Source organism: Thalassotalea castellviae (genome assembly GCF_031846185.1).
GTDB lineage: Bacteria > Pseudomonadota > Gammaproteobacteria > Enterobacterales > Alteromonadaceae > Thalassotalea_H > Thalassotalea_H castellviae.
The window spans coordinates 791,908-807,365 of sequence record NZ_JAVRIF010000001.1 but is presented as its reverse complement, the minus strand read 5'-3'; the positions used below and the strand labels follow the sequence as shown (position 1 = coordinate 807,365).

General features: G+C 37.1%; 11 protein-coding genes, 4 tRNA genes and 1 pseudogene. 10 read left to right on the top strand and 6 right to left on the bottom strand.

Annotated features, from left to right (window positions below):
* Nucleotides 1-7: 7 nt before the first annotated feature.
* Entirely contained in the window at nt 8-739 is a 732-nt protein-coding gene (locus RM573_RS03615) for a M48 family metallopeptidase (protein ID WP_311577318.1), read from the top strand.
* An 88-nt stretch (nt 740-827) separates the two neighbouring features.
* On the opposite strand, the gene RM573_RS03610 is transcribed toward RM573_RS03615, so the two are convergent.
* The gene (locus RM573_RS03610) at nt 828-2,102 is read right to left on the bottom strand and encodes an AAA family ATPase (RefSeq protein ID WP_311577315.1); all 1,275 of its coding nucleotides are present in this window, start codon (nt 2,100-2,102) and stop codon (nt 828-830) included.
* Nucleotides 2,103-2,334: 232 nt separating this feature from the next.
* On the opposite strand from RM573_RS03610, the gene miaE (RM573_RS03605) reads away from it, so the two are divergent.
* Nucleotides 2,335-3,096 (top strand): tRNA isopentenyl-2-thiomethyl-A-37 hydroxylase MiaE, encoded by a 762-nt coding sequence (gene miaE / locus RM573_RS03605; protein ID WP_311577312.1) that lies wholly within the window; start codon nt 2,335-2,337, stop codon nt 3,094-3,096.
* 10 nt (nt 3,097-3,106) lie between these two features.
* Here miaE (RM573_RS03605) and RM573_RS03600 read toward each other — a convergent pair whose 3' ends face one another.
* The gene (locus tag RM573_RS03600) at nt 3,107-4,750 is read right to left on the bottom strand and encodes a recombinase family protein (RefSeq protein WP_311577309.1); all 1,644 of its coding nucleotides are present in this window, start codon (nt 4,748-4,750) and stop codon (nt 3,107-3,109) included.
* Between the two features lie 96 nt (nt 4,751-4,846).
* On the opposite strand from RM573_RS03600, the pseudogene miaE (RM573_RS03595) reads away from it, so the two are divergent.
* Together miaE (RM573_RS03595) and RM573_RS03590 are read left to right on the top strand one after the other, a co-directional pair.
* A pseudogene (miaE, locus tag RM573_RS03595) lies at nt 4,847-5,482 on the top strand (tRNA isopentenyl-2-thiomethyl-A-37 hydroxylase MiaE); the annotation flags it as partial.
* A 111-nt stretch (nt 5,483-5,593) separates the two neighbouring features.
* Entirely contained in the window at nt 5,594-7,462 is a 1,869-nt protein-coding gene (locus RM573_RS03590; RefSeq protein ID WP_311577306.1) for a DUF885 domain-containing protein, read from the top strand.
* 122 nt (nt 7,463-7,584) lie between these two features.
* Here the strand turns inward: RM573_RS03590 and RM573_RS03585 are convergent, their stop codons facing one another.
* The 3 genes from RM573_RS03585 to RM573_RS03575 form a co-directional block, all read right to left on the bottom strand.
* A complete protein-coding gene (locus tag RM573_RS03585) occupies nt 7,585-8,586 on the bottom strand; it encodes a GGDEF domain-containing protein (protein ID WP_311577303.1) in 1,002 nt (333 codons plus the stop codon).
* A gap of 353 nt (nt 8,587-8,939) precedes the next feature.
* The gene (locus tag RM573_RS03580; RefSeq protein ID WP_311577301.1) at nt 8,940-9,683 is read right to left on the bottom strand and encodes a UDP-2,3-diacylglucosamine diphosphatase; all 744 of its coding nucleotides are present in this window, start codon (nt 9,681-9,683) and stop codon (nt 8,940-8,942) included.
* 5 nt (nt 9,684-9,688) lie between these two features.
* Nucleotides 9,689-10,180, bottom strand: coding sequence for a peptidylprolyl isomerase (locus RM573_RS03575; protein WP_311577298.1), 492 nt, complete (start codon nt 10,178-10,180; stop codon nt 9,689-9,691).
* A 148-nt stretch (nt 10,181-10,328) separates the two neighbouring features.
* Here RM573_RS03575 and cysS point away from each other — a divergent pair, with 148 nt between their 5' ends.
* A complete protein-coding gene (gene cysS, locus RM573_RS03570) occupies nt 10,329-11,723 on the top strand; it encodes a cysteine--tRNA ligase (protein WP_311577295.1) in 1,395 nt (464 codons plus the stop codon).
* 90 nt (nt 11,724-11,813) lie between these two features.
* Here the strand turns inward: cysS and folD are convergent, their stop codons facing one another.
* On the bottom strand, nt 11,814-12,668 hold the full coding sequence (gene folD, locus RM573_RS03565; protein ID WP_311577292.1) for a bifunctional methylenetetrahydrofolate dehydrogenase/methenyltetrahydrofolate cyclohydrolase FolD: 855 nt from the start codon (nt 12,666-12,668) through the stop codon (nt 11,814-11,816).
* Between the two features lie 303 nt (nt 12,669-12,971).
* Between folD and RM573_RS03560 the strand changes: the two genes are divergently transcribed.
* The 5 genes from RM573_RS03560 to tig all read left to right on the top strand — a co-directional run bounded on the left by RM573_RS03560 (nt 12,972) and on the right by tig (nt 15,436).
* Nucleotides 12,972-13,048: transfer RNA gene (locus RM573_RS03560), tRNA-Pro, on the top strand.
* A gap of 48 nt (nt 13,049-13,096) precedes the next feature.
* Nucleotides 13,097-13,173: transfer RNA gene (locus tag RM573_RS03555), tRNA-Arg, on the top strand.
* A 29-nt stretch (nt 13,174-13,202) separates the two neighbouring features.
* Nucleotides 13,203-13,278, top strand: a tRNA-His gene (locus tag RM573_RS03550).
* A 35-nt stretch (nt 13,279-13,313) separates the two neighbouring features.
* A tRNA-Pro gene (locus RM573_RS03545) sits at nt 13,314-13,390 on the top strand.
* Nucleotides 13,391-14,128: 738 nt separating this feature from the next.
* Nucleotides 14,129-15,436 (top strand): trigger factor, encoded by a 1,308-nt coding sequence (gene tig, locus RM573_RS03540; protein WP_311577289.1) that lies wholly within the window; start codon nt 14,129-14,131, stop codon nt 15,434-15,436.
* Nucleotides 15,437-15,458 lie beyond the last annotated feature (22 nt).

Below are 15,458 nucleotides of genomic sequence, written 5' to 3'. Positions count from 1 at the left end.
TAAATAAATGTCACCAACAAATCAGGTTACATCCAAAGTAAGTGAATACATCGACAGCAATGGCATTGTTGCTGAGATTAAACGCACCAACCGCACTAAGTCAGCTACTATTACTGTGGAACAAGGTAAGGTTTGCGTAGTTGTGCCTCGCCAATTAGAGCATGAACGTATAACCAAATTGCTTAAAGATAAGAACCGCTGGATTAAAGAAAAAATAGCACTGCATCGTGAAGCTCAACCTAAAAGCACAAAGCAGTTTGTATCAGGCGAGAGCTTTTCATACCTTGGACGTAACTATCGTTTAAAGGTGCATCGTGGTAATTACCAACCAATAAAACTCAGTCACGGACGATTTACTATCACCTTACGTGCTGGCGCAGATAATCCAGACTTAATTCAAGATTCACTGCTTAGTTGGTATAAGCAACATGCAGAACTCAAATTTAACGAGAAAGCAAAACGTTACAGTAAAATGATGGGCGTTAAATTTAACTCTGTTGGTTTAAAAACGTATAAAAGCCGTTGGGGAAGTTGCAGCGTTGAAGGTGATATAACTTTCAACTGGAAAATTATTATGGCTCCAAACCGTATTGTTGATTATGTGGTGCTTCATGAGCTTTGCCATTTAATTCACCATGACCATTCACCTAAATTTTGGCGAGAAGTTGAACGTATCATGCCAAATTATGCTGAGTGTAAAGATTGGTTGAAACAACAAGGTGATAGCTTATCGTTGTAATTATTAGCATACAGCTCAAAAACAGAAACAGAAACCCCCACGTCTATAGACGTGGGGGTTTCTGTTTCTGTTTTTATAATTATGGTTATTAGGTAACTAGAAAAACCTGTTTCGACTTCCCGTTTACCTTTGTCGCTACCAAATTTTTCTCAGAAAGTACCTTAACAGCTCGGTAGATAGCTTGTTTACTTGCATCTTTATCTTGATTAAATGTTTTCATAAACATTTCAATCAGATCGGTTTGAGGCATATTTTTAGTTTGCGCTGAAGATAATTGGGCTAGCAACCAATCTGCGTTTTGCTGCCCTTTTGATAGCTTCTTGGGGGGAGTAGGTTTTTTACCTTCGGAAACACTCGGTCTGGATATGGAAAGAGTATCTATTTTTTCACCGAATTCATCAAATAATCCCAAATCATGTTTCTCAAGGGACATCTCAAAAAAGTACTCAGTTGAAGCATCTTTGTGCTTGTCGATTGAAATAGTGGTTTTCAACTGCAATTTTTCATTTCGTTTAGCAATAAGTATAAAGTCAGAATTCGCAAAAAGAGCACCACTTCCTCGGTAGCTCCCACCTCTATTATTATGATGTACATTTAAAATAGTTACGTTGTGCTTTGTTGAAAAGTCAGTACAAGCATTTAAATACACAGCAACGTCTGCCGCACTGTTTTCATCCATTCCCGCTACGCATTGAGAATAAGTATCAAGAATAACTAAGCCTGCTTTGAGGCCTTGCCTATCCTCCTCTTCAGAAATTAAAGCGGATAACATTTGAGCTTCGTCAGCTAGTTTTAGGTTGATCGGTCTTTGAATAACAATAAGTTGCTCACCAACTTCACCATATTTTTCTGATTCAGCTTTTATTCGCTTTGGTATGCTTCCTCCACCTTCCGCGGCTATTAAAAAAACCAACTTTTGCTTTGGAACCTTTAGATCTCCAAAGTTTCTTCCTGTAGCAATGCATGCTGCAACTGCCACAGAAATAAATGATTTAAATGATTGTGAGTCACCAATCAAGAATCCAATAGATTGTGCTGGTAGGATTCTTTGCACGAGCCAAGAAGTTGAGTGTTCATAGCCTTCATGCCCGTAGGAGATAAATTTTCTTATTTTATCAAGAAGAAGCTTCCTGTTGGATTTGCTAATGTTACATGATTTATTCTCAGGATGAATAAGTTTACCAGCTTCTCTGTTGCTATTGAGCATGGATTGTTCATTTTGAGTTGATATTTCAGTTGAGCTGAGTTTTTTTCTTGTGGAGGTAGGCTTGTCATTATCTGAAAATATGAGCTCAAAACTCATTTGCCTAAAATTCCTTTTCGTGGCCTTTGTTGTATGTGATTTCCCTGTAACTTCCATCATAACGTCGCTCCTTCATTAAATTCGACGTACCTTATTGTGACTCATTTAAAGGCAAAGCAATTTTTATTTTTCTATTTACCCTGTATTTTTTGTGTTTTTAATTTAACTATCTGAATATATATGAAAAATAATTTAAAACTTTTGCTTTTTATTACTTGAATTAGCATTTTCTTCCTACCTAAATAGATCTATGTGGTAACATTCACTTAAATTTATTTTGAGTGATACTTCTGTGCAAGATTCGACATTATTAGCTCCTATTTTGGACTTCCTAAAATGCAATACACCAAAAGAGTGGGTGCAGGAAGCCGTTAAACCTGAAAATTTTTCAATGTTGCTTTTGGACCACTTAATATGTGAATTGAAAGCTTCGCAGAGTGCAATGTACTTAATTCGTAAATATGCAGTTGATAAAGAAAGTGGTGATGCCTTATTAGAATGGTTACAACCATTTGAGCAGTTTATTTACAAACGTGAAGGGAATTGGCGAGATCTTGCTGCAAGGAATAAATTAACTAAATCTATTATCCCTAAACCTACTTCACCTTATGGACAAGAACTGATTGATAAAATGGTTTTGCTTATTAAAGAAGAATTGCATCATTTTTATCAAGTTTTAGAAATGATGGATTATTATAGTGTTGAGTATCAAAGTATAGCACCATCAAGATATGCGAAAGGGATGCTTAAACATGTTAAAACACATGAACCAGATACATTGATCGATAAGCTTATATGCGGAGCATATATTGAGGCTAGGTCTTGTGAACGTTTTGCTAAATTAGCACCTCATGTCGATAAAAAACTAGGCGAGTTTTATATTTCCCTATTACGCTCAGAAGCTCGTCATTATCAAGATTATTTAGAATTGGCGCAATCCATTTCAGATGTTGATATTACTGAAAAGGTTGAACTTTTTGGTAAAGTTGAAGCTGAATTAATTAGTACACCAGATGAAGACTTTAAGTTTCATAGTGGTGTACCAAGTAATTGAATGTTTGCTTTTACTGAGCAAGCATTTTGAAAGTGTCAGCGACTGTTACATTTCCACCTTTCTTAATGCTCTCAATCGAGTCGACATAAAGATCCTGCAATTTTTCAAGAAAGCCTTCAGCCCTTTTATCAACTGTGCGAGATTTAACTAAAAGCTTTTCAGCCGTTAGTCCTTCAGTTGGCAATAGCTGTGTGCAACCATTGATTTGGTAGCGATATTGACAGAGCTTTCTTGAGTAGCCTTTATATTTAAGTGTTCGAACTCCTTTGTATGAAAGCTCATCATTTTTCAAAGTGATTTTAAAGCCAATCTTATGTAGAGCAATATTTAGCTTGATCGGATCATTCGAAAGTTTAAATATTTCTTTAGAAATTTCCATGTTAAAGCCAGTATCTACTTGGGCTTTGATTTTACGAATTTCAGCCTCCATTTCCTTAATTTTTCTTGACGATGATTGCATTAAATCAAGCATGACCTCAAGCTCATCACCATTTTTGTTATAGTGATCATACTGTTTACGAGCTTTGCTAAATTTTAATTTTTCTTGTTTCAACAACTCCTCCAATTTATTCAATGAGTTGTTAGCTTCATCATCTTTGTTTTTGATAGTTAACTCGCTCAATACTTGATGATATACATAGTATGAAAAATAATGATCTGCGATTGAGTATGGAAATGTGGCTGCGGCATCACATCCTGATTTATCTTTGCCCTTTCTTTGCTTATTACTGCATCTAAGAAGCGGTAAACTTTTCCCAGACTGTTGAATAGACATCCCTTTGCCACAATGTCCACATTCAATTAGGCCACTCAAAGGCCAGTGTCGGTCAGGTTGAACGTTCTTGAATAAACGTTCCCTATTTGTTTTTTGTGCTTGATAGAATATTTCATCAGATACGGCACGTTCAAATACCTTGTTTCCACGCCATAATCCGATACAACTCATACTCTTGATGCAACGAATGACGGTAGTTGCCTGCATCTTTTGGATTGGCTCAAAATCAGGGTATTTATGCTGTAATGTTCTAAGGATCAGGGTTTGTCCCTTTCCTTCTAAATAAAGCGTGAACATATCTTTTACAGCAACACTAAATTGATTAAGCTTTCCTTCAGTGTCCAACCAAAAATGCTTCCTTATTCTAGGAGTTACTCCTTTCGAGGCTTCAACACGTTTTTTAGCATGACTTGCTTTAGCCTTATCGCTACGCCATTTTGAATCTTTATAAGCCGCTTCTATCTCAACAATCAGTTTAATCCTTGTTGCCATATCATTAATTGACGATGGGGGATACTCACTACCACATCTGACGGTAACAATTGTGATATTGGCATCCCATATCTTCCTGATAAGCTCTTCTGCTTTATCGATATTTTGACGAGTTAATCGAGAGAAATGTTCTACTAAAATGAGTGAGCCTTTCTCAATATTTCCTTTTTCGATTTGTTCAACAAGTCTACCAAGCGCCCCTTTTTCTAGATGATGACCTTTGAATCCAGATAGAGCTTCATCAATAAGTCGTTCCTCAACAATAACGTCAGGGTGTCTAGATAACCAAGCTTCCTGAGCTTCTGTTTGTCTGTATAACGAGCTATTGTCCTTTTGTCTGTCTGAGCTGAATCGTTGATATAGGTATGCTTTTTTTGTCTGTGTCATTGGTATAACCTCCTTGTTTAGTTACGATTAACTTATCATAAAAAAACGCGATGTTAGTTTTAGGGTGAAATTAGGTGTATGCACATATAAACATTTTGTGAGTTAAAGGCTGCGCAAAGTGCAATGTTTTTAATTCGTAAATATGCGGTTGATAAAGAAAGTGCGAACGCCTTGTTAGCGTGGCTTGAACCTTTTGAGACGTTTATTTATAAACGGGAAGGGGATTGGCGGGAATTACCATTGAAAAACAAATTAACCAAAGCGGTGATCCCAAAGTCAGATTCAAAATACGGTCAAGATCTCATCGATAAAATGGTGGTGTTAATCAAAGAAGAGTTACATCATTTTTATCAAGTGTTAGAAATTATGGATGAGTATGGTGTTGAATATAGAAGTATTACGCCATGTCGCTACGCAAAAGGCATGCTGCGCAATGTGAAAACTTTTGAGCCTGACGCATTAGTTGACAAGTTAATCGTCGGCGCTTTTATCGAAGCGCGTTCTTGTGAGCGGTTTGCAATGTTAGCACCGCATGTTGATAAACGATTAGGAGATTTTTATCTCTCTTTATTGCGCAGTGAAGCAAGACATTATCAAGATTATTTAACTTTAGCAGAAGAAATATCAGGACAAGATATTTCTGAACGCATACAATTTTTTGCGGAAATAGAAGCCGATTTAATTTCTTCTCCAGACAATGATTTTAAGTTTCATAGTGGTTCACCTGCTTGAACTTTGCCACATGTTCGCATTTTTTCTCAGTTCTGTTTATTATCTTAAAGGATTGAACAGAACCACTTGCCTTTTTACCGCTGATATAAAAATAAAATAGGGAATGAATACATGAAAATAGCACTAACCTTAGTTGCATTAGGTCTCTTAACAGCCTGCCAGCCTAATTCTACCTCACAAGACACTAGCAAAGCTTCAACTGCCAAGGAAATATCAAGCATTGAGGAAGTTTCGCTTTCGGAAAGTGAACGTTTAAATGAATGGTTTGCCGTTAAATATGAAGAAAGTTTGCAAATGAGCCCAATGATGTTGACGTTTTTAGGGCGAAAAGAAAAGTATGATCAAGTTGATGATATGTCAGAAGCGGCAGAAAAAAAGCAACTAGAGTGGCAAGCACAAACGGTAAAAGATTTAAAAAGTCAGTTTGATTTTGAAAAGTTAGATGATGAAGCTAAAACTTCTTATGGCGTTTGGGTACACCAATATGAGCAAGCGTTAGCGGGTCAGAAATACAATCATAATCAATATATATTCACCCAGTTTAATGGTATTCAAGCATTTGCCGCACAATTTCTGATCAATTTTCATAAGGTAGAAAATGAACAAGATATGATTGCGTATAATAAGCGTATATCTGGCGTGGCCAAGGCAATTGAACAATTATTGTCTCGAGCTAAAGTCAATGCTAGTCAAGGTGTTAGGCCTCCTCGTTTTGCCTATCAAGGAGTCATTGAGCAATCAAATAATTTAATTGATGGTGCACCTTTTGTCGAAAGTGATAATGATGTGCCTTTATGGGCTGATGCGCAAAGAAAAATTGCTAGTTTAGTTGCTAGTAACAAGATAGATGATAAACGTGCTGCAGAACTTAAAGAGCAAGCAAAATCAGCATTAAATAATAGTTTCTTGCCAAGTTATCAAGCACTTATTGCTTGGTTCAAAAAAGATATAGCTAATACCGATGCTATCGCAAAAGGGGTGTCGAGTCAGCCTAATGGTGATGACTTTTATAATTTCATGTTAAAAGCTTCAACGACGACCGACTTAACTTCTGATGAAATTCATAGTTTAGGGCTCTCAGAAGTTGCTCGTATTACAACTGAAATGAATGCAATTAAAGACAAAGTAGCTTTTGAAGGTGACTTACAAGCATTTTTTACTTTTATCAAAACCGATGAACAATTTTTCTTCTCAAATACCGATGAAGGAAGGATGGGGTATATCAGTGAAACAGAAGCACACTTAAATGAAATTAATAAGCAGCTTCCTAAATTCTTTGGTATTTTGCCTAAAGCTGATTTAGTGGTTAAACGTGTTGAAGCATTTAGAGAGCAAGACGGAGCCGCTCAACATTATTTCCCTGGCACACCTGATGGTTCTCGTCCCGGCGTTTATTACGCGCACTTATCAGACATGAGTGCCATGCCAAAGAATGAAATGGAAGGTGTGGCATATCATGAGGGGAACCCAGGACACCATATGCAAGTTTCTATTGCTCAAGAATTAACATCTGTGCCGCAATTTAGAACACAAGCTAACTTTACTGCTTATAGTGAAGGCTGGGGGTTGTATGCTGAGCTGTTAGCAAAAGAAATGGGCGGCTATCAAGACCCTTATTCTGATTTTGGCCGATTAGTCAATGAAATGTGGCGTGCGGTAAGGTTAGTTGTTGATACGGGCTTACATGCCAAAGGTTGGACAGAAGAGCAAGCCGTTAATTATTTTAAAGAGAAAACACCCATTGCAGAAGAAGCGATTATTTCTGAGGTAAGACGTTATCTTGTTCTGCCGGGCCAAGCAACGTCCTATAAAATTGGTATGTTAAAAATAATGGAATTAAGAGCGATTGCTGAAAAAACGTTAGGTGATAAGTTCGATATCAGAGGATTTCACGATACGGTGTTAGGTGGTGGAGCTATGCCATTATCGGCATTGGAGCTACGTGTTTCCAATTGGATCGATAGCATGAAAACAAGCTGATTTTATTGTTAACTTGGTAAATGAATCATACGATTACTTGTGATTTCATAGCTAAATGTAAAAAAGTCAGCTTAATTGCTGACTTTTTTGTTGCGATAATTAACCGTGTTTTGCATTAACACCTATAAAACTACACAACAGTTTCTTCCCGCGTGTTTCGCTTGATAGAGCGCAGAATCAGCCACTTCAAATACTGACTTCCAATTTTGATATTCTTGATATTCAGCGATACCAGCTGAGATGGAAATAGAGGGTAAATAGGTATTCGAATTTTTCTTCTTTAATTTTAAATTTGTAATAGCAATTCGAATTTTCTCGGCAATGTTTCTAGCTTCTTCTTTAGTTTTATTAGCTAATACCACCATAAACTCTTCACCACCAAAGCGCACAGCAAAGTCATCTGCACTAATATGTTCTTCAATGGTAGTGGCAACTCTTTGAATGACTTTATCACCAATAGTATGCCCGAAATCATCATTGAATTTCTTGAAATGATCAATATCAATTGAAACAGAACTATGTGTGCTTTCAAGTGTTAAATCTTTCAGTTTTTCTTCGCAGCCTCGACGATTGTATAACCCCGTAAGTGAGTCTCGCATGGCTTCTTCTCGAGAGGCTTTTAATTGTGACTTCAATTGATTCACTTGCTTATAAGTTTTTTCAAGCTCACAGGCCAGCTCGCTATGCTGTTGTTGGGAATCTATTAAAGTGGAATTGATAAAATTCACTAGCGGTTTTAATGAATTGGCTTGATCAGAATTTGCGAGTACGCGATCCGCTTTTTTGAAATTTTTGGTGATTTGTTCGCCATTTATCGCTTGGCGCTCTAACTGTTCTATTGTAGATGTTAAAGTGTTTTCAAAAGGGGTAAAAAATACTTTTTCAACATCTTCAGAATTTGAAAAAAACTCGAGAAAGATTGATTCAATAAATACGGCGTCTAATGAGCCATTCCAACTGATATATTCATCAAGTAAAAGATTCATTTTTTCATCTTTTTTCGATAAATAATAATAAATGACTGAAAAATTTATTGGTGTAGGCGCCACTTCATAATTACTGAGGAACTTAATTGTTTCTTCACTAAGTTTGACAGCAGAGGGATAAGTATCTTGAGTATTCATTTCTCTTCCTTAAAAATAACTCTAACTTTGGCAACAAACGATAAAATTATTACCGATAACAGTTAACATTGATAAGCGACAACCAAACTCTATAAAAATGATTGAACGGATCATTTACATTGTTGGTAAGGAAGAATGGATACTATGAGTAATGCTAAGTATGAGCGTAACTTCCTTATATACTCGTTTTGCTATTAATTAATTTTTAACAACTCACTAACTTACTAATAGCATTTTTATAGTCTAGATGAATTTTGTCGTTAGGTAAATTATACTTTTGTATAAAAATGAAAAGCTTGTGCGTTTAGGTTGTATGTACAACAGGATACGCCTTATTGTGAATCATTTCGTCTTTATAATGGGTTATACAACAGTTCTTTTTTTTGAGGTGTTACTTTAAGCCAAGCCCCTTGTTCGTACCAATCACCAAGAACAATTCTTTGAGCTGGGAGACTATTAGCGGTTAGTTGATGCGTGTCAGGTCGGTGGGTATGTCCATGGATCAACACTTGAGATTGATATTGCTCTAGGCATGTCACTACTTCTGATTCAGTAACATCCATAATATCTTGTGATTTTATCGCGGTAGCGGCAGCGCTTTGCGAACGGTAGTTTTCTGCTATTTTTCTTCGCACAAACAAGGGTAAACTTTTAATGATTGCTTGCCACCACCATGAACGGGACTTTCTTCGAAATGCTTGATAGTCGACATCTCGTGTGCATAAAGTATCACCATGCATGATAACTACGGGTTCACCATATAAATCGATTAAAGCGACTTCCGGTAAAAGCGTCATGCCTGACATTTTCGCGTAGCGTTTTCCTAACAAGAAATCGCGATTACCATGTATGTAAAAAATAGGAATATTTTTATCGGCAAGGCTTTTTAGGGCGGCAGCAATTTCATGAATAAAATCGCTCGTATCATCATCGCCAATCCAATATTCAAATAAATCGCCGAGAATATATAAAGCTTCAGCGTTTACCGCTTCGTTTTTTAAAAATGATAAAAAACAGGCCGTAATATCAGGCCTGTTTTGTGCTAAATGTAAATCAGCTATGAAATAAGTCACGGCTGATTTATCAGGTGTTGTCATGATACTTATTCTACAATCGTGCTTTCAATCAGAATTTCTTCTTTTGGTACGTCATCATGATGACCTAAACGACCAGTATCAACTAAGGTCATTTTATCAACGATATCCATGCCTTCTACCACTTCACCAAAAACACAGTAACCCCAACCTTGTACAGACTCGTTTTTAAAATCTAAAAAGTTATTATCCACTAAGTTTATAAAAAATTGAGCCGATGCTGAATGTGGATCTTGTGTACGAGCCATCGCTAACGTACCACGTTTATTGCTTAAACCATTACTTGCTTCGTTCTCAATCGATTCACGGGTTTCTTTTTCGCCCATACCTGATGAAAACCCACCGCCTTGCGCCATAAAGCCTTTGATCACTCTATGGAAAATAGTGCCGTTGTAAAAGCCATCTTCAGCATATTGTTGAAAGTTTTTAGCGGTGTTAGGGGCTTTGTCAAAATCTAATTCAATTTTGATATCACCTAGTGTCGTTTTAAATGTGATCATTTTAATGTACTCATAAGAAATAATGTGAGAATTGTAACCTAAAGCAAGAATCTGTAAAGGGAAGTGATGACCATAGTTAATAGTTCGGGTACAATTATCGAAAATTTTATCTCATATTATTCTTTTCAATTCGGAGTCAGACAACCTCATGTTACAGATATACAATACTTTAACCCGTAAAAAGGAAGTTTTTACACCAATTCTACCCGGTAAAGTAGGTTTGTATGTTTGTGGTTGTACTGTTTATGACTTATGTCATATTGGTCACGCGAGAACTTATATTAGTTTTGATAATATTGCCCGTTATTTGCGTTTTTCTGGTTACGACGTTAATTACATTCGAAATATAACGGATGTTGAAGATAAAATTATCAATCGTGCCATTGAAAATAATGAAACAACCGAGCAATTAACTGAACGTACCATTGCTGCAATGCATGAGGATTTTGATGCATTAAATATGGCTCGCCCTAATCTTGAGCCGCGCGTGACAACTCATATGCCAGAGATCATTGAAATGATCGAAACGTTAATCGCCAAAAAACATGCTTACATTGCTGGCGATAATGAACAAGGCGATGTGTTATTTGATGTTTCAAGCTATGCAGATTACGGCAAACTCAGTGGCCAAAATTTAGAGCAACTACAATCAGGTTCTCGTGTTGAAGTCGATGAAACAAAACGTAATCCCATGGATTTTGTTTTATGGAAATCGGCAAAACCAGAAGAGCCAAGTTGGGATTCTCCATGGGGAGCTGGTCGTCCCGGTTGGCACATCGAATGTTCGGCAATGAATGCCAAAGTGTTAGGTAAACATTTCGATATTCATGGTGGTGGCTCAGATTTACAATTCCCGCATCACGAAAATGAAGTAGCACAAAGTTGTTGTGCACTTGATACCCCTTACGTGAATTATTGGATTCACACGGGGATGGTGCAGGTTGACCAAGAGAAAATGTCTAAATCGTTAAATAATTTTTTTACGATAAGAGAAGTTTTGTCAAAGTATGATCCAGAAACCACGCGTTTTTTCTTAACCACAGGGCAATATCGTAGCCAGCTGAATTATTCAACTGAAAATTTGGAGCAAGCACGTGCGTCAGTCGAAAGGATTTATACAGCATTACGCGATGTTTCCGTGATTGAAAATTTTGCATTAGATAAAAATAATACTTATGTGAAGAATTTTTGTAAGGCAATGGATGATGATTTTAATACTCCGGAAGCATTAGCCGTGTTATTTGAGTTATCGAAAGAGTTGAATGTTGCTAAACAAAATCAAGATGATAATACTGTTGAATTAGCGTCATTGTTAAAAGGTTTAGGTGGTTTATTAGGATTACTACAATTAGATCCTGCTAGCTTTCTTCAAGGCGGTGGTGATAATGATGAGGTTGCAGAAATTGAAGCCTTAATTAAGCAGCGAAATGATGCCAGAGCTAATAAAGATTGGGCTAGCGCTGATGATGCGCGCGATAAACTAAAAGCGTTGAACGTTATTTTAGAAGACAGCGCAGGAAAAACCACCTGGCGTAAAGCGTAGTCATTATTTATTGAAGGTTAATTATAAGTAATAAAAAACCAGCAATATGCTGGTTTTTTTATGAGGTTAATTTAGATTTAGTGGCGGCGACTAACTATGGAATTTTTCACAAGCTATTAACGTGTTTTCAATTAAGCTAGCTACTGTCATCGGGCCAACACCTCCTGGAACTGGGGTAATAAAAGAGGCTCTTTCTTTCGCGACATCAAAATCAACATCACCAACTAGTTTTCCATTGTCTAAACGATTAATACCGACATCGATAACAATTGCACCTTCTTTTATCCATTCGCCAGGGATGAATTTAGGTTTACCGACGGCAACCACGATTAAATCAGCATTACGTACTTTTTCTTCTAAGTTTTTAGTGAAACGATGTGTCGTAGTAATGGTGCAACCAGCCAATAATAATTCTAAGGTCATCGGGCGGCCAACAATATTTGATGCACCAATGACTAGAGCGTCTAAACCATGAGGCTTCACTCCGGTTGATTGAATTAACGTCATAATGCCTTTAGGCGTACAAGGTCTTAATCCTGGTAAACGCAAGGCAAGCTTGCCAACATTAGAAGGATGAAAACCATCAACATCTTTATTGGGAGCAATATGCTCAATCACTAAATTTGCATCTAAACCAACAGGTAGGGGGAGTTGTACAAGAATTCCGTCAATCTCATCATCATTATTTAATGTGGATACAAGATCTAATAACTCTGCTTCTGTTGTAGATGCCGGCAAATCATAAGACCGAGAAACAAAACCTACTTCTTCACAAGCGCGACGTTTGCTGCCGACATACACTTCTGAAGCAGGATCACTACCGACTAAAATAACGGCTAAACCCGGAGCTCTTAAACCTTGTGCTACTCGTGCACTAACTTTTTCTTTAACCGAAGTTCTTAATTGTTGAGCGATGGCTTTGCCATCAATAAGTGATGCAGTCATAATTCCTAAGGTGTCGATATGAAAAAACAACGCATTTTCTCATAAATTCAATCGTAGGTGTAGGTGAATTTTTTGATATGTTATAGATATTGGTTATCATCTTTGTGGTAAAAGTTAATTCGTCTATTATTTAGTTGTTAGTATTAATAATAACCAAATAGTTTCACGATAAGTAAAGGTTGCTGTAAAAGTGAGCGAACGGACATTTATTTGTAAAAAACGTTTGACGCAGAACAGCCAACTAGGTAATATCCGCACCCGTTGAAAGCAAGCATGTTTTAAAGTTTGTGATTATACGAATGTCGGTGATTAGCGCAGCTTGGTAGCGCACTTGGTTTGGGTCCAAGGGGTCGCAAGTTCGAATCTTGCATCACCGACCACTTTCTTTTTTTATAAAAAGTTGAAAGTAACCTGTTATAAGGTACTGTGCGCCCTTAGCTCAGCTGGATAGAGCAACGCCCTTCTAAGGCGTGGGTCAAAGGTTCGAATCCTTTAGGGCGTGCCATATAACACAGGCGTGCCAAAGAAATTATGGTGGCTATAGCTCAGTTGGTAGAGCCCCGGATTGTGATTCCGGTTGTCGTGGGTTCAAGTCCCATTAGCCACCCCATTTTTCTTCTACCTTCGATGAAAAATAGAATATATCGGTGATTAGCGCAGCTTGGTAGCGCACTTGGTTTGGGTCCAAGGGGTCGCAAGTTCGAATCTTGCATCACCGACCACTTCTACAAAGTTTATCTCAACATTATCCTGATTAAATACAATAGATTTGCCATTCTAGATGAGAACTTGCGAAGCAAGTCAACAAAATTGTCTGGAACAATTTTGCACGCGTAGCGTCCCGAAGGGCGAAGTACAGGATGTACGAAGTCATCTTGCATCACCGACCACTTCTACAAAGTTTATCTCAACATTATCCTGATTAAATACAATAGATTTACCATTCTAGATGAGAACTTGCGAAGCAAGTCAACAAAATTGTCTGGAACAATTTTGCACGCATAGCGTCCCGAAGGGCGAAGTACAGAATGTACGAAGTCATCTTGCATCACCGACCACTTCTACAAAAATTGATAATGCGTATAGAAACGTCCGTAATTACTAAACAGAGACTGGATGATAAAAACATCCTACTTTTACAACTAACGCGAATACCTTATATAAAGCTTAGGAAAGAAAAAATATCATAATTTTTCAATCTTTTTATCGAGATATCGATTTTTTTTACGGGTTTCTGAAAATTAATTGCATTCCCCCCTCGACTCTTGTTGAAACCACCGCTATAATTTTGCGTCATTATTTTTTAATCTGAACATCTTTTATTCGCATCTTTATTTAGGAAGCGGGTTCTAAAGCTTTATTGCTAAAGGATTGCGGACATTTAATATTCTATTAATTGTTCACTATAGATAGATGCGTTATTGAAAGCGTAACAAAACGCTAAGTATTGAGGTAAGTAAATGCAAGTTTCAGTTGAGACTACACAAGGTTTGGAACGTAAATTAACTATTTCTGTTCCAGCAAATAAAATTGATGTAGAAGTGAAAAACCGTCTTCGTCAAATTGCTAAAACGCAACGAATCAATGGTTTCCGCCCTGGTAAAGTTCCACCGTCAGTTATTCAAAAACGATACGGCGCTTCTGTACGTCAGGAAATTGCTGGTGAAGTAATGCAACGTAACTTTGTTGAAGCTATCATTGCAGAAAAAATTAATCCTGCCGGTCGTCCTCAATTTGTTGCTAAAAGCAATGAAGATGGTAAAGATTTAGAATTTGAAGCAACGTTTGAAATCTACCCTGAAGTAGAAGTAAAAGATGTTGAGAAAATTAAAGTTGAACGTCCAGCGGTTGAAGTAACAGACAAAGATTTAGATGAAATGTTTGTAACGTTACAAAAGCAGCATCAAACGTGGAAAGAAAATAAGCGTAAAACTAAGAAAGGCGACAAATTAACGATTGATTTCTTAGGTCGTGTTGACGGTGAAGAATTTGAAGGCGGTAAAGCTGAAGGGTTCGAATTAGAACTTGGTTCAAATCGCATGATACCAGGTTTTGAAAAAGACATTATTGGCATGAAAGTGGGCGAAGAAAAAACGATTACAGTAACTTTCCCAGAAGATTACCATGCTGAAAACCTTAAAGGTAAAGAAGCAGAATTTGATATTAAGATCATCAAAACTGAAGGTCCGGTATTACCTAAAGTTGATGAAGATTTTGCTAAATTATTTGGTGTTGAGGAAGGTGGTGTTGAAGCACTTCGTGAAGAAGTGAAGAAAAACATGACACGTGAATTAAACCAAGCAGTTAAAGCTAAAGTTAAAGATCAAGTGATTGAAGGTTTACTTGAAGCTAATGACGTTGAATTACCTAGCGCTCTAGTTGCTCAAGAAGTTGATGTATTACGTCAACAAGCGATGCAACGTTTTGCGGGTCAAATGGATCCTAAAAACATGCCTGAACTTCCAGCCGATATGTTTGAAGAGCAAGCTAAACGTCGTGTAAAAGTTGGTCTTTTACTTGGTGAAGTGATCAAAACCAATGACTTGAAAGTTGATGAAGCAAAAGTAAATGAGTTGATTGAATCAGCGGCATCTGCTTATGAAGATCCTCAAGAAGTTATTGAGTACTACAAAACGAACAAAGAAATGAACCAACAAATGCAAAACGTTGCTTTAGAAGAGCAAGCTGTTGACGTATTAATTGCTTCAGCAAAAGTAAAAGATAAGAAATCTAGCTTTCAAGATGTAATGAATCCTGAAGGTAAATAAGCTATTTTCATTGACAATAGCT